At 44.8% G+C, this 19,741-nt stretch carries 17 protein-coding genes and 1 other RNA gene; all 18 read left to right on the plus strand.

Going from position 1 to position 19,741, the window contains the following annotated elements:
• Window positions 1-19 precede the first annotated feature (19 nt).
• The 18 genes from JHD44_RS14015 to lpxC all read left to right on the plus strand — a co-directional run bounded on the left by JHD44_RS14015 (window position 20) and on the right by lpxC (window position 19,714).
• Window positions 20-1,342, plus strand: a complete 1,323-nt coding sequence (locus JHD44_RS14015) for a HAMP domain-containing sensor histidine kinase (protein WP_199463396.1) — start codon at window positions 20-22, stop codon at window positions 1,340-1,342.
• 64 nt (window positions 1,343-1,406) lie between these two features.
• An RNA gene (rnpB, locus tag JHD44_RS14020) (RNase P RNA component class A) lies at window positions 1,407-1,757 on the plus strand.
• A gap of 160 nt (window positions 1,758-1,917) precedes the next feature.
• Window positions 1,918-2,373 (plus strand): division/cell wall cluster transcriptional repressor MraZ, encoded by a 456-nt coding sequence (gene mraZ / locus JHD44_RS14025; protein WP_199463397.1) that lies wholly within the window; start codon window positions 1,918-1,920, stop codon window positions 2,371-2,373.
• The gene (rsmH, locus tag JHD44_RS14030; protein ID WP_199463398.1) at window positions 2,370-3,308 is read left to right on the plus strand and encodes a 16S rRNA (cytosine(1402)-N(4))-methyltransferase RsmH; all 939 of its coding nucleotides are present in this window, start codon (window positions 2,370-2,372) and stop codon (window positions 3,306-3,308) included. The genes mraZ and rsmH overlap by 4 nt, the downstream gene beginning before the upstream one ends.
• On the plus strand, window positions 3,301-3,579 hold the full coding sequence (gene ftsL, locus JHD44_RS14035; protein WP_199463399.1) for a cell division protein FtsL: 279 nt from the start codon (window positions 3,301-3,303) through the stop codon (window positions 3,577-3,579). The genes rsmH and ftsL overlap by 8 nt, the downstream gene beginning before the upstream one ends.
• Window positions 3,576-5,363 (plus strand): peptidoglycan D,D-transpeptidase FtsI family protein, encoded by a 1,788-nt coding sequence (locus JHD44_RS14040; RefSeq protein WP_199463400.1) that lies wholly within the window; start codon window positions 3,576-3,578, stop codon window positions 5,361-5,363. The genes ftsL and JHD44_RS14040 overlap by 4 nt, the downstream gene beginning before the upstream one ends.
• 1 nt (window position 5,364) lies before the next feature.
• Window positions 5,365-6,828 carry a UDP-N-acetylmuramoyl-L-alanyl-D-glutamate--2,6-diaminopimelate ligase gene (locus JHD44_RS14045; RefSeq protein WP_199463401.1) on the plus strand — a complete coding sequence of 488 codons (1,464 nt, stop codon included), beginning with the start codon at window positions 5,365-5,367 and terminating at the stop codon, window positions 6,826-6,828.
• On the plus strand, window positions 6,818-8,179 hold the full coding sequence (locus JHD44_RS14050) for a UDP-N-acetylmuramoyl-tripeptide--D-alanyl-D-alanine ligase (protein ID WP_199463402.1): 1,362 nt from the start codon (window positions 6,818-6,820) through the stop codon (window positions 8,177-8,179). Before JHD44_RS14045 ends, JHD44_RS14050 begins: the two co-directional genes overlap by 11 nt.
• Before the next feature lie 14 nt (window positions 8,180-8,193).
• Window positions 8,194-9,276: a phospho-N-acetylmuramoyl-pentapeptide-transferase gene (mraY, locus tag JHD44_RS14055; RefSeq protein WP_199463403.1), complete on the plus strand. Its 1,083-nt coding sequence runs from the start codon at window positions 8,194-8,196 to the stop codon at window positions 9,274-9,276.
• 6 nt (window positions 9,277-9,282) lie between these two features.
• Window positions 9,283-10,632, plus strand: coding sequence for a UDP-N-acetylmuramoyl-L-alanine--D-glutamate ligase (murD, locus tag JHD44_RS14060; RefSeq protein WP_199463404.1), 1,350 nt, complete (start codon window positions 9,283-9,285; stop codon window positions 10,630-10,632).
• Window positions 10,629-11,897, plus strand: coding sequence for a putative lipid II flippase FtsW (gene ftsW / locus JHD44_RS14065; RefSeq protein ID WP_199463405.1), 1,269 nt, complete (start codon window positions 10,629-10,631; stop codon window positions 11,895-11,897). The genes murD and ftsW overlap by 4 nt, the downstream gene beginning before the upstream one ends.
• Before the next feature lie 5 nt (window positions 11,898-11,902).
• Window positions 11,903-12,976 carry an undecaprenyldiphospho-muramoylpentapeptide beta-N-acetylglucosaminyltransferase gene (gene murG, locus JHD44_RS14070; protein ID WP_199463406.1) on the plus strand — a complete coding sequence of 358 codons (1,074 nt, stop codon included), beginning with the start codon at window positions 11,903-11,905 and terminating at the stop codon, window positions 12,974-12,976.
• Window positions 12,973-14,394, plus strand: a complete 1,422-nt coding sequence (gene murC / locus JHD44_RS14075) for a UDP-N-acetylmuramate--L-alanine ligase (protein ID WP_199463407.1) — start codon at window positions 12,973-12,975, stop codon at window positions 14,392-14,394. The genes murG and murC overlap by 4 nt, the downstream gene beginning before the upstream one ends.
• 5 nt (window positions 14,395-14,399) lie before the next feature.
• On the plus strand, window positions 14,400-15,350 hold the full coding sequence (locus tag JHD44_RS14080) for a D-alanine--D-alanine ligase (protein WP_199463408.1): 951 nt from the start codon (window positions 14,400-14,402) through the stop codon (window positions 15,348-15,350).
• Window positions 15,351-15,354: 4 nt separating this feature from the next.
• Window positions 15,355-16,047 carry a cell division protein FtsQ/DivIB gene (locus JHD44_RS14085; RefSeq protein WP_199463409.1) on the plus strand — a complete coding sequence of 231 codons (693 nt, stop codon included), beginning with the start codon at window positions 15,355-15,357 and terminating at the stop codon, window positions 16,045-16,047.
• Window positions 16,048-16,111: 64 nt separating this feature from the next.
• Window positions 16,112-17,386, plus strand: a complete 1,275-nt coding sequence (gene ftsA, locus JHD44_RS14090; RefSeq protein ID WP_199463410.1) for a cell division protein FtsA — start codon at window positions 16,112-16,114, stop codon at window positions 17,384-17,386.
• Window positions 17,387-17,429: 43 nt separating this feature from the next.
• Window positions 17,430-18,689: a cell division protein FtsZ gene (gene ftsZ, locus JHD44_RS14095; RefSeq protein WP_199463442.1), complete on the plus strand. Its 1,260-nt coding sequence runs from the start codon at window positions 17,430-17,432 to the stop codon at window positions 18,687-18,689.
• A 110-nt stretch (window positions 18,690-18,799) separates the two neighbouring features.
• Window positions 18,800-19,714 (plus strand): UDP-3-O-acyl-N-acetylglucosamine deacetylase, encoded by a 915-nt coding sequence (lpxC, locus tag JHD44_RS14100; RefSeq protein ID WP_199463411.1) that lies wholly within the window; start codon window positions 18,800-18,802, stop codon window positions 19,712-19,714.
• The last annotated feature ends 27 nt before the right edge of the window (window positions 19,715-19,741 follow it).

The following is a 19,741-nucleotide window of genomic DNA, read 5'->3' on the forward strand; positions in this document are numbered from 1 at the left end:
GCGCTAGCTGCCTAGAAGTATGAAAAATACATTTTTGCGTGTTTTTTTGGTTGTGCTTTTCTCCAATATGGTCGTAGTAGCGATCGGCTTGGGAGTTGTGAGTTTTGTTCAAGATAAAGATCAAGTATCAGCAGATGTGCTCGGTGATGTTGGTGTTGACTTGGTTTCTATCTATGAGAAAAGTGGGGCGAGTGAACTTCAGGCTCAAGCACGCATTTATGAACAGCAGCTTCAAGGCAGTATTTATATTTATCAGGAAAATGGACGCCCTCTATTAAGGCCATTGCCAAGGAATTTTCGAGAGCAGTCGGCGCTTGGTTCTGATGTTGAATCGGATACATCAGAAGCGGCAGCTGATGCTCGTCGCAGTCAGTTTATACAGGTGATCGGGGCAAGTAATACGCAATACCTTCTTGTATTTAGGCCGCAAGATAGTAGTGACGAGGTGAGTCCTTGGGTTATTTCTTTGCTGTCTCTTCTTGGGTTGTTAGTGTCTAGTGCGATTTTGGCTTACTGGTTAATGGGGCCGCTTCTTAAGTTGCAGAAAATTACCCGCTCTTTTGGTCAAGGTGATATGGCGGCTCGAGTGGATCGTCGCCTGGTGCGTCGAAATGATGCTATTGGCAACTTGGCGCGTGAGTTTAATGAAATGGCAGGTCGCATAGAGACTTTGTTGAGCTCCAAGGAAAGGTTGTTACGCGATGTTTCTCATGAACTGCGTACGCCTTTGGCGCGGATTGAGGTGGCACTGACGATTGCAGAGGATAAGCAAGGACAGTCAACACAGCAAAACTATTTAGACCGTATTCGTAATGAATTGCATGAACTTGATGAGCTGATTGGTCAGGTGTTGACGCTTTCTCGGCTTGAGGCTGCTTCTATGCAAAAATCGGAAATTGATATGCAGGCTTGGCTTGGTGAAATAGTTGAAGATGTGCAATTTGAGTCTCAGTTACGTGGCATCACTATCACCAAATCAGGAGATTCACCAAAATTGCTGCATGGGGATTCAGTGCAGTTAAGGCACGCGGTAGAGAATGTGCTGCGCAATGCGTGTTTTTACTCTGGCGAAGGAAGTCTTGTTGAGGTGGTTTCTTCTATGCAAGGTAAGCGTGCCATTGTCTCTATAAAGGACAATGGTCCGGGTGTGGCAGATGAAATGTTAGAAAAGATCTTTCATGCATTCTTTCGCTCTTCTTCGGCGCGTGAATCAAATAGCGGCGGTTTTGGTGTTGGGTTGACCATCGCTAAGCGTATTGTTCAAGCACATAACGGTGAAATAAAAGCGTTTAACCGACCTGAAGGCGGTTTGGAAGTATGCTTCTGCTTGCCTATTGCATGAAAAATGAGGGCTGATGTGTGATTTTTCTTGCAATTCCAGCTTCACCCTGTAGTATGCCCGTCCGCAAGTTGGCCAGACAGTCGCCGCTTTGATATATCAAAGGGGAGGAAAGTCCGGGCTTCGCAGGGTGAAGTGCCAGGTAACGCCTGGGGGGCGAGAGCCTACGGAAAGTGCAGCAGAAAATACACCGCCTAAGCAGTTTACTGCCGGTAAGGTTGAAATGGTGCGGTAAGAGCGCACCGCGCACCTGGTAACAGTGTGTGGCAAGGTAAACCCCACTTGAAGCAAGACCAAATAGGAACTCATTGGTGTGACCCGCACTGAGTTCGGGTAGGTTGCTTGAGCCATGTAGCGATACATGGCCTAGATGAATGACTGTCCACGACAGAACCCGGCTTATCGGCCAACTTGCTCATTCTATTCTTCGATTGACTCTCAACACTAAAGATTCCGTCAACTTTTCCCATAGATATATAAAGAATTCGCTTTAGGCGAATTTTTTTTTGGAATTTTTTAACTAAAATTAAAATTAGTGTTAAATTGTGGGAGAAAGTGTCGATAAGTGGGATATGGGCGTGTTTAGAGGAATTCATCAGGTGAGTGTGGACGCAAAGGGGCGGTTGTCTCTGCCGGCGCGCTTACGCGATGAATTTATCCAGTATGAGGACGCAGGTGTGGTGATTACCATTGACCCACAGGCTCGTTGTCTCTTGCTTTACCCACTGTCTGAGTGGGAGCAAATTCAAGAAAAATTAGATCGCTTGCCATCTTTTCAGCCGCAAGCTAGACGCTTGCAGCGTTTGTTGGTAGGTCATGCGACTGACTTGGAGTTCGATAGTGCGGGGCGCTTGTTATTGCCAGCGCCGCTTCGTGAATACGCCAAGATAGATCGTAAATCGACCCTGTTAGGTCAGGGTAAAAAGCTAGAAATATGGGGCTTGGAAGAGTGGGAAGCTCAACGTGAGGAGTACCTGTCCGAAGTCGCTTTAGATAATTTAGAACTCGATACATTAATGGATATCTCTTTATGACAGACACAACACCAGAACATATTAGTGTGATGCTGAACGAATCGGTCGACATGCTAGTGACCGATGCGGCTGGGACTTACGTCGACGGAACGTTTGGCCGCGGTGGGCACACACGATTGGTGTTGTCTCGCCTAACCACTGGCAAAATGCTTGGTTTTGATAAAGATCCAGTGGCGATTGGCCATGGCCGTGTGCTGGAAGCCGAGGATGCACGTTTTACCATTGTACAAGACAGCTTTGCCAACATGGCAGAACACATCCCTAGCGTATTTGGCGTCGATAAAGTCGATGGCGTGATGATGGACCTAGGTGTGTCATCGCCGCAACTGGATGATGCCAGTCGTGGTTTCAGCTTTATGAATGATGGTCCGCTGGACATGCGCATGAACCCTAACGCTGGCATGAGTGCCGCTGACTGGATTGCCGTAGCAGCGGAGAAAGAGATCGCTGATGTGATGTACCAGTACGGAGAGGAACGTTACTCCCGCCGTATTGCCCGTGCCATTGTCGAATATCGCAATCACACACCGATTACGACTACCAAGCAACTGGCCAAAATTGTGGCTGAAGCACACCCTGCTTGGGAAAAAGGCAAGAACCCAGCGACGCGCGCGTTCCAAGGTATCCGCATTCACATTAATAACGAACTGGGCGATTTAGAAACAGGCTTAGAGGCAGCGGCTAAGGCGCTGAAAGTTGGTGGGCGCTTAGTAGTCATCAGTTTCCACTCGCTAGAAGATCGAATTGTGAAGCAGTTCATGAAGAAGCTCTGTAAAGGCCCGGATTTACCACGCCACTTACCTATCCAGAATGCTCACCTTGATATTCACTTTAAAACGGTTGGAAAGGCTATTAAGCCTTCAAAAGGTGAGGTGGATGACAATGTTCGTTCACGCAGTGCTGTGCTTCGTGTCATGGAGCGCGTGAGTGAGTAAGAGCACAAAAGGATTGCTATCGTTTTTATTTGCCTTGCTCTTATTGGGAGGGATGGCAATCACTTTAGTAGTGCAGGTGTATGACTTTCGCAGGGGATTTGCGTACCTGCAGCAATTGAAAAAAGATGAAGTGAACTACGAGGTGGTTTGGGGACAACTTCTGTTGGAGCAGAGTGCCCTAACCCAGCCAAGTCGATTGGAACAAGCGGCTATAAAGGATTTAAAAATGCATGCTCCGACCCCAGAAGAATTGGTCATAGTGAAGCCATGAATACAAACGATAATAGCTATTCTCCTAGTAAGTGGCGTTTATATTTGGTTTATGCCATTGCGTTTGCACTGTTTTCTGTGGCAGCGGGCCGTTTGTTTTATTTGACGGTCTTAGATAAAGAATTCTTGCAGAATCAAGGTGAAATGCGCGCTGTTCGAACCGAGTCAATTCCTGCAACACGAGGCATGATTCTGGATCGGAATGGTGAGCCTCTGGCTGTCAGTACTCCGACTTGGACAGTGATTGCCAACCCTAGAGAATTATGGGGATTGGCTGACGATCCTGAAAATCTTGCTAAACCTATTGGTGAGCGAAAAAATCCAGAAGAAGAAATTGTTCGTTTAGCTGAAGCGATGGGGGTCGGCAGTGCATTGTTGAAAGAGCGCTTCGAAATAAACCGTAACAAAGGCTTTATGTATTTGAAGCGACAGGTGCCACCTCATGAAGCAGAAGCTGTACTGGATGCCAAAGTGAAGGGTGTATCCAAGATTAAGGAGTACAAGCGGTTTTATCCAGCGGGAGAGGTTACTGCGCAAGTAGTAGGCTTCACCAATATTGACGACAAAGGTCAGGAGGGGCTTGAGCTCGCTTACGACCAAGCGCTTCAAGGTAAGCCGGGTAAGCTGTCTTATATTAAAGACCTTAAAGGTAATATCATTAGTACACTCGGCCAGGAGATTCCTGAGCAAGCCGGTGAAAACATCGAGCTTAGTATCGATATGCGATTGCAATACCTTGCCTACCGAGAGCTAAAGGCTGTGGTTACAGAGCAGCGTGCTAGCTCGGCGTCTGCGGTGATTCTTGATGTCCGGACGGGCGAAATCTTGGCAATGGTTAATCAGCCTTCTTTTAATCCAAATGATCGCTCCGATTTGGAACCTGATGAACTTCGTAACCGTGCAGTAATTGATTTATTTGAGCCTGGCTCCACAATGAAGCCTTTCTCTGTAGCTGCTGCGCTACGTTCTGGGCAATACAATACTGAGTCTGTGATCGATACCAGTCCTGGTTACATGCGTTTCGGCAAATTTACCATCCGAGATTTCAGAAACTACGGTAAAATTAACCTAGAAACCGTGCTGGTGAAGTCTAGTAACGTTGGTACTTCTCATATTGCCTTGTCGTTACCGCAAGATACGATCTGGAACATGTTCTATGAGTTAGGGATAGGGTCGCCCGTAGGGCTTGGTTTTCCAGGGGAGGCAACTGGTAAGTTGCCGATGCATCCAAAATGGCATCCTTCAGAGATTGCGACGTTATCTTATGGTTATGGTTTAGCTGTATCTACTTTGCAACTAGCACAGGCTTACATGGTGTTAGCAAATAATGGTTACAAGGTGCCTGTTACTATTTTTAAACAGGATATACAGCCTAATGGTGAGCAAGTGGTGCCGTCTGATATCGCGCAAGATGTGGTTCATATGTTGCAATCGGTTGTAACAGAAGGGTCTGGTAAAAAAGCGCAAATCCCAGGCTATAACGTAGCTGGTAAGACCGGAACGGTTCACAAGGTTGGGGTTGGTGGTTATCAATATGACCAATATATTTCTTTATTTGCTGGTATCGCTCCAGCAACAAATCCACGCCTAGCTATGGTGGTCATGGTAAATGATCCTAAGGGACGTAAATACTATGGTGGTGAAGTGTCGGCACCTGTTTTTTCGCGTGTTATGGAAGGTGCTTTGACAACGCTGAATGTGCCACCTGACCGTCCAGAAGGACTTCGAGAAGTGCGTTTGGATGATAACACTGATTCATCTTACCGAATCGTACAAGGAAACTAAAATGTTTACCTTAGAACAGCTTTTAGAGTGGTTAGATCTAAAAAACTGTTGGAAATATGAGCAGAATTTATATCGGTCTTTAGAGACCGATTCTCGTTTAGTGGGCCCTGAATCTGTTTTTATAGCCTTGCCAGGGGTATCCAGTAATGGTTGGGACTATTTTAAGCAAGTAGTCAATAAGGGCTGTCAGGTCGCAGTCGTTCCTAAGGGCTTAGGTTTAAAGCATGATACTCTCCAGCTAATTGAAGTAGATAATATCGAAGAGCAGGTAGCGAAGCTTTGTCGACGTGTTTATGGTCCTGCTCCTCAGCACGTTGTTGCCGTTACAGGAACGAACGGTAAATCCAGTATTTGCTACTATATCGCTCAACTTGCTCAAGCGGTTGGTTTGTCCAGTGCTATGATAGGTACATTTGGGATAGGCCCTCTTACTCATCTCCAAGAAGCTCAGCAAACAACGCCTGATTTGTTGACTTTACATAAATTGTTGTCGTCTTTTGCTGCACAAGGTATTCAACTGGTTGCATTTGAAGCCTCTTCTCACGCTTTAGATCAAAAGCGCTTGGCTGGCGTGCCTGTGTCAACAGCGGTTTTCTCAAACCTTACGCGTGATCACCTTGATTATCACGGCTCAATGGAGTCTTATGCTGTCGCAAAGAGGAAGTTGTTTGAATTTGACTCTTTGCAACAAGCAATTATTTGTGCCGATTCCGAGTATGCTTCATTTATGCTGCAAGCCTGTGCTGCAAATGCTTGGCAATATTCAGCGCAGAATAGGCTTGAGGCGGATTTCTCTGTAGTGACAAAAAGCTTTAAGCAAGATGGGGTGGATCTAACGATTCGAGTGCATGATAAAGAGTACGAAGTATCGATTCCTTTGTTGGGGGATTTTAATGTACAGAATGCTTTAGCCGCTCTAGCTGCTGTTGAGAGTGTTGCTGGGGAGGTGGGAAGTCTAGTGTCTGCCTTATCCGAGTTGCAAGGTGCTCCAGGTCGAATGCAACCCAGCAAATGCAAAGGTGCTCCACTCGTATTGGTGGACTATGCACATACATCTGATGCATTAGAGGTGGCTCTTAAGGCCGTTCATGATCATGCTTCAGGTGATGTTGTGTGTGTGTTTGGTTGTGGTGGGGACAGAGATTCAGGGAAACGCCCGCTCATGCTGCAGGCAGCCCAGCGTAATGCTCATAAGGTATTTTTGACCTCCGATAACCCTCGATCAGAAGCACCAATGGCCATTATTGCTGATGCGATGAAGGGACTCGATAAAAGTTTATCCGATGTGGTAATTGAAGTTGATCGTCGCAAAGCCATCAGAGAGGCGATATTGTCATCGAAACCTGAAGATATTGTTTTAGTGGCAGGTAAGGGGCATGAGAACTACCAAGAGGTCGATGGTGTAAGGTATCACTTTGACGATAGAGAGGAGGCGCAAACAGCGCTAAGTCATTATGTTAGTTGAACTTAAACTATCCGAAATTGCTGCTATCGTAGAGGGCCGCTTGATTGGTAGTGATTGCTATGTGAAAGGTGTTTCTACCGATTCCCGTGAAGATCTTTCGAGTAAGCTTTTTTTGGCGCTTGTTGGGGAGCGCTTTAATGGTAATGAATTCGCCAGTAAGGCCTTAGAGATTGGGGCTGCAGCAGTATTAGTAAGCGAGCCTATACCCTTAGAGCCGCGTATTGAAGTAACGGATACTGCGGCTGCATATCGTGCCATTGCAAGGCATGTGCGTCGCCACTTTTCTCGTCCTGTTATTGCAATCACTGGCAGTAATGGCAAAACCAGCGTGAAAGACTGGTTAGCACATACCTTATCTTTGTGTGCTGACACGTTGAAAACCCAAAGTAATTTAAATAACCAGATTGGTGTACCTAAAACTCTTTTAGGTTTAGCCGTTCAGCATCAGTACGCTGTGATTGAAGCAGGTACGAGTTTTCCGGGTGAAATCGAAATTCTTGGTAACACCATTGAAGCGGATGTTGTTGTTCTAACCAACGCCAGTGGCAGTCACTTGCTTGGCTTTGGCTCGATTGAGGGGATTGCAGTAGAAAAGGGTAAGTTGATTGAAACGGCAAGGCCGAATGCAACGATTATCCTTAACGCGGATGATCCTTCCTACGAATATTGGAAAGGTCTGCTTGATGGGCGATCCATGTTGAACTTCTCGTTTGCAGATGCCAGCGCAACGTTGTTTGCGAAAAAGCTTGAAGAGACGGTGGCGGGCTCGACGACAACTTTGACCTATCAAGGAAGAGATATTCAGTTGAAATTGGATCGGCCTGGCAAGCACCATGTGGCCAATGCCATGGCTGTGGCTCTAGCAATGTTGGCTTTAGGGTTTGAAATTGATCGTATTATCAATAGCTTGAAGCACCCTGAACAAGTTCCTGGGCGAATGGAGTTGCTTACAGCAAAAAGTGAAGCCGCGATTATTAATGATTGTTACAATGCTAGCCCAAAGTCTGTTGAAGCGGCGATCGATGTGCTTTCATTATACAAAGAGCAAAGTACATGGTTGGCTCTAGGGGCACTTGGAGAATTAGGTGACGAAGAAGTTACGATTCACCAATCCCTCGGCAATTACGCAGCTAAAGCTGGTATCGATCATCTCATTACGATCGGGCCTGTTGCACAGCATGCTGCAGATGGATTTTCATTGAATAAAACGTCGAAACAAGTGGTTTACTCTTGTCAGACAAAAGACGATGCGTTGAATATTCTATCTACGCTCGATTCAAGACATGTCATTTTGGTTAAAGGCTCCCGTTCAGCCAAAATGGAAGATATTGTAAACGCACTAAAAATTTAGGAATTAGCCTAACCATGCTACTGCTTTTAACAGCTTATCTTAGCAAATACCTTACGTTCTTTACGGTGTTCAATTATCTATCGCTACGTGCGATTTTAGGGGTTTTGACGGCACTTTTTATATCTTTGTTAATCGGCGGCAAAGTCATTCGTTTACTACAGCGTTTGCAAATCGGCCAAGCTGTTCGTGACGATGGTCCACAATCCCATTTAAGCAAGGCAGGCACTCCAACTATGGGTGGGGTGATGATTTTGTTCTCAATCAGTATTAGTACATTGCTGTGGGGGGATCTAACAAATCCATATGTCTGGATTACATTGCTGACAATGATTGCATTTGGTGCAGTCGGTTGGGTGGATGACTATCGCAAAGTCGTAGAGAAAAACTCTCGCGGCTTGCCTGCTAAATGGAAATATTTATGGCAAAGTATTTTTGGTCTATCTGCTGCAATTTATTTATACAGTCTTGCTTCGACGCCAGCCGAGACAGAGCTTTTGATCCCTTTATTTAAAGATGCTGCCATTCCTTTAGGTATTTTCTTTGTCGTGTTTACTTATTTTGTCATTGTTGGGACAAGTAATGCGGTGAATTTAACTGATGGTTTAGATGGCTTGGCAATTTTACCAACAGTGTTAGTGGGTGGGGCGTTAGGTATCTTTGCTTACCTTACAGGTAACGTGAAATTTGCCGACTATTTATTGATTCCTTATGTTCAGGGCACAGGGGAGTTGATTGTCTTCTGTTCTGCTCTTGTGGGAGCTGGCTTAGGTTTTCTTTGGTTTAACACTTACCCTGCCCAAGTGTTTATGGGTGATGTTGGAGCATTGGCTTTAGGGGCTGCCTTAGGTGTGATTGCGGTGATTGTTCGTCAAGAATTAGTGCTATTTATTATGGGAGGTGTGTTTGTTATGGAAACTGTTTCCGTGATACTTCAGGTTGCCTCTTATAAGCTTACAAAACGTCGTATTTTTCGAATGGCACCGATCCATCACCACTTTGAACTTAAAGGTTGGGCAGAACCTAAGGTGATTGTACGTTTCTGGATTATCACTGTATGTCTTGTGCTTATTGGTTTAGCGACCCTAAAAGTAAGGTAAAGCGATATGTCTCTGATTTCCTCTGATCGTATTCGTGCAGTCGTTGGTTTGGGTGTGACTGGTGTTTCAACGGCAAAGTTCCTAGCCAAGCAAGGTCTAGACTTTTATGTTGTTGACTCTCGAGAGAACCCTCCGGGTTTAGATCAAGTTAAGTCTATTTGTCCAGCTGAACGTATCTTTACAGGTAGTCTTGAACACCTTAAAAAACTGGGAGTAACAGAGCTATTTGTGAGCCCAGGAATAGCACTTGCGACGCCAGTATTAAAAGAGTTGGCGGAAGACGGTGTTACGATGCGTGGTGATGTGGATTTGTTTTGCGATTATGCGAATGCGCCATTTATTGCAATAACTGGTTCAAATGCCAAAAGTACAGTCACGACGTTAGTGAATGAATTACTCGTTGCGCTGGGTAAAAAATCGGTAGCTGGTGGTAACCTTGGTCTCCCAGCATTAGATTGTTTGGCGGAGGGTGTTGATGTATACGTGCTTGAGCTCTCAAGCTTTCAATTAGAGACGTCTCATGCTTTGAAAGCAGATGTAGCGTGTTTACTAAACGTATCTGAAGATCATATGGATCGTTACGATGATCTATACAGCTACCAGCGAGCTAAGCAGCGTATTTATCGTGGTTGTAAAGCTGCCGTTTGTAACAAACAAGATATTCTGACTGCGCCATTGTTGGCTCAATATACCCCTGTTAGAGCTTTTACTAAAGGCAGTCCTGATTTAAAAGAATTTGGTCTGTTGAAAGACCCTGATGGTACCTGGTTATCCCATGGCGTAAAACGTTTGTACAACACGAATGACATTAAGCTAAAAGGTGAGCACAACTATGCCAATGTTTTAGCGTGCTTGGCAATCCTAGATGTTATGGGTTTGCCAACGGATGCTCCCGAAGTAGCCCAAGTACTGGCTAGTTTTTCTGGGCTTGCACATCGTTGTGAAACAGTTCGCGAGCTGGAAGGTGTTATTTATATCAATGATTCTAAAGGCACGAATGTTGGGGCAACGCTAGCCGCTTTAGAAGGATTGGGTAGCAAACAGTCTAAGAATATCCACTTGTTAGCAGGAGGCGTTGGGAAGGGTGCTGATTTTTCACCTTTAGCTCCAGCGCTGTCCAATTATGTCTGCCATTTTTATGTCTTTGGTAAAGATGCTGATCAAATTATAGATATTGTGCCTGCAGGCACTGATTACACTCAATATCAAGATTTAACAGAGGTGATGGAAGCTGTTAAAAGTCATGTCAAGGAGGGGGATATTGTCTTGTTTTCGCCAGCTTGTGCAAGCTTTGATCAGTATAAGAATTTTGAGGCGCGAGGAAATCATTTCATTGATTTGGTTAACCAGCTATGAATTTTCGAGTGCTTCTGCATCCTATTAAATTCCTGCGTGACAACCTTGAGCGGATTCGTTTCCAAGAGTTTTGCAAAATAGACCCTATTTTTTTAGCTTCAGTTGCTTGTGTATTGATGCTTGGGATTGTGATGGTGTCAAGCGCGTCTATTTTTCTATCAGAAACGAAGTATGCACATCCTTTCTACTTCATGACACGTCAGATCATTTATTTAATAATTGGGCTTGGCTTTGGTTATTTTATGATGGCCATTCCAACTGCTTCATTACAGAAGATCAGTATTATTTTAATGTGGATAGGGTTGTTGCTACTACTGGCGGTTTTGCTTCCTGTACTCGGTAAAACAGTAAATGGTAGTCAGCGATGGATTAATTTAGGCGTATTTAACTTACAGGCTTCAGAAGTCGCAAAAGTTTGTATGGTCGTTTACGTATCGGGTTACTTGGTACGGCGAGCTGATCGGGTAAAACAGCGATTGATAGGCTCTGTAATGCCTATGCTTGTCTCCTCTTTTTTCGTTTTCCTGCTCTTATTAGAGCCTGACTTTGGTGCCTCTGTGGTTTTGCTGGGTACTGTTGTTGCATTGCTTTTCATAGCGGGAGCCCCCGTAAACCAGTTTATAATATTACTGCTTGGCGTTATCGGTTTCTTGGGTTTGATCGCTGTATCAGAGAGTTACCGAGTTAAACGTCTACTGAATTTTATGGATCCATGGGCGGACCCCTATAATGATGGATATCAGTTGTCACAAGCCCTGATCGCCTATGGTCGTGGAGAATGGTTTGGTCTAGGTCTTGGTAACAGCGTACAGAAATTGGCGTACCTTCCTGAAGCACACACAGACTTTGTGTTTTCAATTTGGGTGGAAGAAACAGGCATGCTTGGTGGGCTGATGCTCTTAGGGGTATTTGGCGTTATGCTATCTCGGATGTTTAAAATCGGTCAGTTTGCCATGAAGCTTGGAAGGTTATTTCAAGGGTATATGTGTTTTGGGTTTGCTATTTTAATTATCGCTCAAGTTATTATTAATGTGGGTGTTAATACTGGCTTTCTTCCAACTAAAGGTTTAACGCTACCACTTATTAGTTATGGTGGAAGTAGTTTAATTATTACTCTGTCTAGTTTGTTTGTTGTTGGACGAGTAGATATCGAAAACCGGCTAATAGCGGCTGACAGTAATCTTGCCCCTTCACTTAAACAAAAGAAGTGGCCCAAGCTGTTTGGGAAAATGAAGGCTGAACAACGGACCGAAGTAGGGGAGTGATAGACGTGTCAAAGCCAAAGAAAGTGATGTTAATGGCCGGTGGCACCGGAGGTCACATTTATCCTGCGTTAGCATGTGCTGAAAAATTCGCCTCACTTGGTATGGATGTATGCTGGATGGGGTCTGCAGGGGGTATGGAAGAAACCCTTGTACCAAAGCACGATATCCCGCTGTTCACGGTTTCTATTAAAGGTGTTCGTGGCAAAGGTATGTTGGGGGTATTGAGTGCACCTTGGAGGATCGCTCATTCAATAGGTCAAGCCATAGCCATTCTGCGGCGAGAAAAACCCGATTTTGTGCTTGGTATGGGTGGCTTCGTAGCAGGGCCTGGTGGTGTTGCAGCGAAGCTGTTAGGTATACCGCTTGCTATTCATGAGCAAAATGCGGTGGCAGGCACGACCAATACGCTCTTGTCCAAAATTGCTAAGTTAAAGATGCAGGCTTTTGATGGCGCCTTAGCAGGTGCCTTGACGGTTGGTAATCCTGTCAGAGGAGCGATTTTATCGCAAACCGCTCGTTCAGTGCGTGATGAGTCTGTCAGACCATTGCGTCTACTGGTTGTTGGTGGGAGTTTGGGGGCAAAAGCCATTAATGATGTCGTCCCACAATTGCTAGCGCATTGGCAGGACAGTATTCGTTTAGATGTTTGGCACCAAACAGGTAAGCGAAATTATGAGGCAGTCCAAAAGAGTTATGATGACCTCAATATATCAGCACGAGTCGATGCTTATATTGATGACATGAGCCAAGCGTATTATTGGGCCGATGTGGTTTTATGTCGAGCAGGCGCGATGACGGTCAGTGAACTGGCAATAGCGGGTTTGCCTTCTATTCTTGTGCCTTACCCGCATGCAATTGATGATCATCAAACATCCAATGCGCGTTCCTTATCTCAGGTAGGGGCTGCGTATCTTTTGCCGCAAACGGAACTTAATATCCAAGCTCTTGAGAAATGTTTACAGGAGCTTGCAAGCAGCGAGAATAAATTACAAACAATGGCTAATGCGGCAAAATCTGTCGCTCATCCTGATGCCACGCAAACCGTGGTTTCACAGTGTATAAGGTTAATTAAGAAATGATGGAAGCTAAATTTCGTTACGATATTCCAACTATGCGCCGTATCCAGAACATTCACTTTATCGGTGTTGGTGGAGTGGGGATGTCGGGTATTGCCGAGGTCTTGTCAAACCAAGGTTATAATGTCAGTGGTTCTGACATGAGAGCTTCCGCAACGACTGAACGCCTGGCAAAACTAGGTGTAGAGATTTTTATCGGTCATCAAGAAGAGAATGTAAAAAACGCCCATGTAATCGTCGTGTCCAGTGCGATTGATAAAAGCAATCCAGAAATTAAATGGGGCAAAGAGAATCGCATTCCAATTGTACGTCGTGCTGAAATGTTGGCGGAATTGATGCGTTATCGCCATGGAATTGCTGTAGCAGGAACGCATGGTAAGACTACTACTACCAGCCTGATGGCTTCTATCTTAGCCGCAACAGATGAATCGCCTACTTTTGTGATCGGTGGTCGCTTAACCAGCGCTGGGGCAAATGCACAATTAGGAAGCAGCAAGTATTTAGTGGCTGAGGCAGATGAAAGTGATGCTTCGTTCCTACATTTACAGCCACAAACAGTGATCGTTACAAATATCGATGAAGATCACATGGATACCTATAACGGTGATTTTGAGCAAGTAAAGCGAACCTTCATAGAGTTTATTCATAACTTGCCATTCTACGGGTTAGCCGTTTTATGTGTAGATGATGAAAATGTGCGTGAAATCATGCCTGAGCTAAGCCGTCCTGTATTAACGTATGGTATTGATGAAAAAGCTGATTTTTATGCAACCGAAATCTCACAAAAAGGCCGGTTCTGTGAATTCTTAGCACATCGTCCTGAATGCGAACCTTTGCGTATTAGGCTGCCTATGCCTGGCCGTCATAATATTTTAAATGCTTTGGCGACTATTGCGGTTGCAACGGATTTAGGTGTTGAGGCCAGTGCTATTCAGGCTGGTTTAATGGGATTTGAAGGAGTTGGTAGACGTTTTCAAGAGCAGGGAGATCTTAAGTTGCCTGAAGGTGGAAGCGTCATGTTTATTGATGATTATGGGCATCACCCAAGTGAAGTAAAGGCAACCATCAAATCGATAAGAGCAGGCTGGCCTGAAAAACGCTTAGTGATGGTATATCAGCCGCATCGATTTACTCGTACTCGTGATCTCTATGAAGATTTTGTAAAGGTCTTATCTGAAGTGGATGTGCTCCTTCTTTTAGATGTGTATTCGGCTGGTGAAAGCCCTATTAATGGCGCAGATAGCAAGTCTATGTGTGGTAGCATTCGTCAACGTGGATCGGTTGACCCCATTCATGTAAGTTCAGAAGATGACCTAAGGTCCATTTTGTCTAATGTCCTTCGATCTGGTGATTTATTGATTACTCAGGGCGCAGGAGATATCGGCTCAATTTCGAAAAAACTAGCTGCTGAAGGGGTGTAGTTTCAATGCTTCTCAAAGATAAAATTATCGCCGTTATTTATGGTGGCAGATCAGCGGAACGAGAAGTGTCCTTAGAGAGCGGTGAGCGTGTCACTCAGGCTTTGATTAATAAGGGCTATAAAGTAGAAGCCATTGATTTGTTTGGTCCTGGTGGACGGTTAAATCCTGTTAAGCAGCTAAGTGATGCGCATTTTGATTTTGCTTTCATTGCATTGCATGGTGGCGAAGGTGAAGACGGGCGGGTGCAAGCGGTATTAGATATGCTGCAAAAACCTTATACAGGGAGTCGCCCTTTAGCTTCAGGTTTTGCAATGGATAAGGCTTTAACAAAAAAGTACTGGCAAGGTTTAGGGATTCCGACTCCCAATTATTTATGCTTCAGCGATAAACCTGATCTAGAAAAAATTCATCGTGAGATGAGTTTTCCCCTCATTATTAAACCCTCTAGAGAAGGCTCCACTATTGGTATTAGCAAAGTTCATACTCAGGCAGAGCTAACAAAAGCGCTTGAAGACGCTAAAAAATACGACTCAGATATATTGGTTGAAGAGTTTGTGTCTGGGCCTGAGTTTACAGTAACCATCATTGATGATGTGGCGTATGCGCCAATCGGTCTTAAGCCGTCTTCGGAGCATGAACTGTATGATTATGAGGCAAAGTATATTGCTGAAGATACTCAATATTTGTTGCCATGTGGTCTTTCTGATGATTTAGAGCTTGAGGTTCAGGCATTGGCTCTTGAAGCTTATCGATCTTTAAATTGCTCTGGATGGGGGCGTGTAGACATCATGCAGGGCTCTGATGGATGCTTTACTGTACTTGAAGTGAATACATCACCAGGGATGACTTCTCATAGTCTTGTTCCAATGGCAGCTAACTACGCGGGAATTGATTACGATAGCTTAGTTGAAATGATTGCTGAACAAGCTTGGCATTCCTTTTTAGAGACTTGCTGAGCAAATGAGAAATGCAGCGCTGATAGGTGCAATTTTATTAATTATCTTTGCTCTTATGCAAGAAAACCCTGATCAAGTGGCCAGTAGTGCTCCAATGTTCGATATTCGTAAAGTCGAAGTGATAGGAGATTTACATTTTGCTGACCGCGAAAATCTTCAGAAAAGTTATAATCGCCTTATTGGACTTGGCTTATTCTCTGAACCAATGTCAGCGTTAAAATATGCAGCTGAGCAACCAGCGTGGATTGAGTCGGTAAAAATTAGACGGGTTTGGCCGCATACCTTAAGGATAGAGGTGACTGAGCATAGCCCTGTAGCCTTTTGGAATGATAGGAAAATTATTACCACTGAGGGGAAGGTTATTGCGCCCCAGAGTATAGTCGAATTGCCGCTAACACACTTATCAGGTCCAGCAGAAACTGAGGGTGCTGTACTGGATCAGTTTACGTTAATTAGCCAGATGCTCTCTACGACATCACTTAGGGTGGCTAAACTTGAGCTCGAAGACCGAGGTGCCTGGAATATTTGGTTTACAAACGGTATTGCAGTAAGGCTTGGTAGGGACGATGTTTTAGAGCGATTACAAAGGTTTGTAGCAGTGTATAAAAGTGATTTATCGGGTAGAATAGATCGGATTTCATCGGTTGACGCGCGATACCCCCATGGGGTTGCTGTTAAATGGTTGGCAGAAGAGTAAAAGTTGGTCTAATTGTTGCTTTTTTGAGCATTGGTTGGTTGATTAAAGGGTTTCTAGGATATTTATGATTGTTGGATTAGACGTTGGCACTTCTAAAATCACCTGTGTGGTAGGAGAAAAAAGTGTCGATGGTGTAATGGAAGTAGTAGGTGTTGGGACGCATGCGGCTAAAGGCATGAAGCGTGGTGTCGTAATCAATATCGAATCTACCGTGCAATCAATCCAAAGAGCAGTGGAAGAAGCTGAGTTAATGGCTGGCTGTAACATACACTCTGTTTTTGTGAGTGTTGCAGGGAGTCATATTAGAAGCCAAAATTCGCATGGTATTGTCGCTGTCAAAGACGGTGAGGTGCATGTTGAAGATATTGAGCGAGTAATTGATGCTGCTCAGGCTGTCCCCATATCATCTGACCAGCGTTTGCTTCACGTTTTGCCTCAGGAGTTTAATATTGATTCGCAGGAAGGCATACGTGATCCACTTGGTATGTCTGGTGTGAGGTTAGAGGCGAATGTTCATCTTGTTTCAGGTGCCTCGAATGCAGTGATGAATGTAGAAAAATGCATTCGTCGCTGTGGTCTAGAAGTTGATGGGGTCATTTTATCTCAATTGGCTTCCAGTGAGGTATGTCTCAGTGAAGATGAAAAAGATCTAGGAGTTTGCTTAGTTGATATTGGCGCCGGTACAGCTGATTTAGCTGTATGGCTTGATGGTGCAATGCATCACACGGCAGTTGTAGCGATTGCTGGTGATCAAGTTACTAACGATATATCAATGGCTTTGCGAACGCCGACCTTACATGCCGAAGATATTAAAATTAAGTACGCATGCGCTATGTCAAGCCTCGCTTCTGCTGAACAGAGAATTGAGGTGCCTAGCGTAGGTGATCGTAAGCCACGAGCAATTTCTCGACACGCTCTTGCTGAAGTGGTTGAAGCAAGATATGAAGAAATCTACAAAATGGTACTGGATGAGTTAAGTCGCAGTGGTTATGCCGAGCGAATTCCTGCCGGTATCGTTTTAACGGGGGGGACCTCGTTAATGGAAGGTGCAGAAGCCCTTGCTGAGCGTATTTTTGATATGCCAGTAAGAATTGCAGCACCGAGTTCGAAGAGCGGACTCAATGAAATGATTGATGATCCGAGTTACTCTACCGCCATTGGCCTGTTGGAGTATGCCGGAAAAGGGGCTCCAGTACCTGATAGCGGGGAAACTCGAATCAGTACTCGAGAGCCTAAGAAAAAGTTTCTGCCCGAAGTGGCGAGCGGTGAAGCCAAGCCTGCTTTCAGTCCAGCGAAGGCGTGGCACAAGGTAAAAGACTGGTTTCAAAGTTATATTTAGTCAGGAATGACAGCAGAATTATAGGAGCTTAACGCCCATGTCTATGAACGTATTTGATTTAGCTGAAGAAAATTTATCCGACAATGCTGTCATTAAGGTTGTTGGTGTCGGTGGTGGCGGTGGTAACGCCGTTAAACACATGCTTGAGAGTAATTTGGATGGTGTTGAGTTTATTTGTGCCAACACTGATTCTAAGGCTCTCATTGGCTTAGACTCAGGGATTACCTTGCAACTTGGTACAACAGTTACTAAGGGCTTAGGCGCAGGAGCGAATCCAAATATTGGTCGTGATTCAGCGCTTGAGGACCAAGAGAAAATCACTGAGCTACTTACCGGTGCAGATATGGTGTTTATCACTGCTGGTATGGGTGGTGGTACGGGCACAGGCGCTGCGCCTGTAATTGCTAAGGTAGCCCGTGAGCTTGGTATTCTTACGGTTGCAGTCGTTACCAAGCCATTTCCATTCGAGGGTCGTCGTCGAGCAAAAGTCGCCGATGAGGGTATTAAAGAGTTGCGTGACAATGTTGACTCTTTGATTACTGTGCCAAATGAGCGTTTGCTACCAGTTTTAGGTAAAAACATTTCGTTGTTGAAAGCATTTGGTGAGGCTAATAACGTTTTGTTAAATGCTGTGCAGGGTATTACCGATTTGATCATGCGCCCAGGTCTGATTAACGTCGACTTTGCTGATGTGCAGACAGTTATGAAAGAAATGGGGATGGCGATGATGGGCTCTGGCTCAGCGACGGGCGAAGATCGCGCTCGTGTGGCGGCGGAAGCGGCCATTCATAACCCATTGCTAGAAGATATCAATCTGAAAGGCGCGCGAGGTGTGTTAGTAAACATTACTGCGAACGATGAGGTCGGCCTTTCTGAGTTCACAGAAGTTGGTAATATCATTGAAGAATATGCTTCTGAAGACGCAACGGTTGTAATTGGCTGTGCGATTGATCCGAGTGTTGGGGAAGAAATGCGTGTCACTGTTGTTGCAACAGGTCTAGAAGGTAAAGGCTCCGCTGCGCAAATGCAAACGGCTGTGGGCTCTACATTGTCTTCAAGCTCCTCTGCTACTGTTGCTCCTCAGCCAGCTGCGCCAGTTGCAAAACCTGTTGAGTCTGAGTCAGTATCTGTAAATGTCGTGGCGCAGCCTACTGAGCCGGTTAAACCGCAGGTAACTGAAACTGTCTCTTCAGCGAAGCCTGAAACAAAAAATTCTGACACCAGCTCAACATCAAATCAGTCAGCTGAGGATAAGTTATCTTATCTTGATATTCCGGCGTTTTTGCGTCGACAAGCTGACTGATAGATGTATTGCGCAAAAAATGCGCAGCATCTGGTTTGTTAATTGTATAAAACGACACTTGTTGGTATGATTCCGGCAAATTTTAACTGTCATCATATTGTAGGAATATAATGGTACGTCAGCGCACGCTTAAAAACATTATTCGCGCTACCGGAGTGGGTTTGCACTCTGGCGAAAAAGTATATCTAACGCTCAAACCTGCACCTGTGAACACGGGGATTGTGTTTGTACGTACAGATTTGGAGCCGCCTGTTGAAATATTGGGCTCTGCTCAATCGGTTGGCACAACAAATTTCGCCACTGCCCTACGTGATGGTGAAGTGACAGTAAGTACAGTTGAACATCTATTGTCTGCTATGGCTGGCCTTGGTGTTGATAATTGCTACGTAGAGTTAAGTTCGAGCGAAGTTCCGCTGATGGATGGAAGTGCAAGCCCATTTGTATTTTTATTGCAATCTGCTGGAATCGAAGAGCAGGAAGCGGCTAAAAAGTTTATTCGTATTAAAAAACCGATACGTGTCGATGATGGCGATAAGTATGCTTCTCTTGAGCCTTTTAATGGCTTTCGTCTGTCATTTACGATCGACTTTCAGCACCCTGCAATTGATGAGGAAGTGCAATTCACTTCAGTTGATTTCTCAACAACAACATTTGTGAAAGAGATTTCACGCGCCCGAACATTCGGTTTTATGAAGGATATTGAATACTTCAAAAACAACAACTTGGCTCGTGGTGCGAACATGGAAAACGCCGTTGTTCTAGATGATTACAGAGTGCTAAACGATGAAGGTCTTCGCTACCGCGATGAATTAGTTCGTCATAAGGTTCTTGACGCAATTGGTGATTTGTACCTTCTAGGGCATAGTGTCATTGGTGAATATAAGGCCTTTAAATCGGGTCATGGCTTGAATAACAAGCTTCTTCTTGAGCTTCTTCAAAATGAAGAGGCTTGGGAGTATGTTACATTCGAAGAAGATGAGTCGCTCAACCCGATTTCGTTTACGGAATCGGCCGTAACTGCCTAGTTATTGAGCAATAACAAAAAAAGCCAG

It is taken from the genome of Marinomonas ostreistagni, from assembly GCF_016461785.1.
Lineage (GTDB): Bacteria > Pseudomonadota > Gammaproteobacteria > Pseudomonadales > Marinomonadaceae > Marinomonas > Marinomonas ostreistagni_A.

Excerpts from the sequence above, each read along its gene's own strand:
- JHD44_RS14015 (WP_199463396.1), top strand. The coding sequence starts at position 20 with ATGAAAAATACATTTTTGCGTGTTTTTTTGGTTGTGCTTTTCTCCAAT.
- rsmH (WP_199463398.1), top strand. The coding sequence starts at position 2,370 with ATGACAGACACAACACCAGAACATATTAGTGTGATGCTGAACGAATCG.
- JHD44_RS14040 (WP_199463400.1), top strand. The coding sequence starts at position 3,576 with ATGAATACAAACGATAATAGCTATTCTCCTAGTAAGTGGCGTTTATAT.
- JHD44_RS14045 (WP_199463401.1), top strand. The coding sequence starts at position 5,365 with ATGTTTACCTTAGAACAGCTTTTAGAGTGGTTAGATCTAAAAAACTGT.
- JHD44_RS14050 (WP_199463402.1), top strand. The coding sequence starts at position 6,818 with ATGTTAGTTGAACTTAAACTATCCGAAATTGCTGCTATCGTAGAGGGC.
- mraY (WP_199463403.1), top strand. The coding sequence starts at position 8,194 with ATGCTACTGCTTTTAACAGCTTATCTTAGCAAATACCTTACGTTCTTT.
- murD (WP_199463404.1), top strand. The coding sequence starts at position 9,283 with ATGTCTCTGATTTCCTCTGATCGTATTCGTGCAGTCGTTGGTTTGGGT.
- ftsW (WP_199463405.1), top strand. The coding sequence starts at position 10,629 with ATGAATTTTCGAGTGCTTCTGCATCCTATTAAATTCCTGCGTGACAAC.
- murC (WP_199463407.1), top strand. The coding sequence starts at position 12,973 with ATGATGGAAGCTAAATTTCGTTACGATATTCCAACTATGCGCCGTATC.
- JHD44_RS14080 (WP_199463408.1), top strand. The coding sequence starts at position 14,400 with ATGCTTCTCAAAGATAAAATTATCGCCGTTATTTATGGTGGCAGATCA.
- JHD44_RS14085 (WP_199463409.1), top strand. The coding sequence starts at position 15,355 with ATGAGAAATGCAGCGCTGATAGGTGCAATTTTATTAATTATCTTTGCT.
- ftsA (WP_199463410.1), top strand. The coding sequence starts at position 16,112 with ATGATTGTTGGATTAGACGTTGGCACTTCTAAAATCACCTGTGTGGTA.
- ftsZ (WP_199463442.1), top strand. The coding sequence starts at position 17,430 with ATGAACGTATTTGATTTAGCTGAAGAAAATTTATCCGACAATGCTGTC.
- lpxC (WP_199463411.1), top strand. The coding sequence starts at position 18,800 with ATGGTACGTCAGCGCACGCTTAAAAACATTATTCGCGCTACCGGAGTG.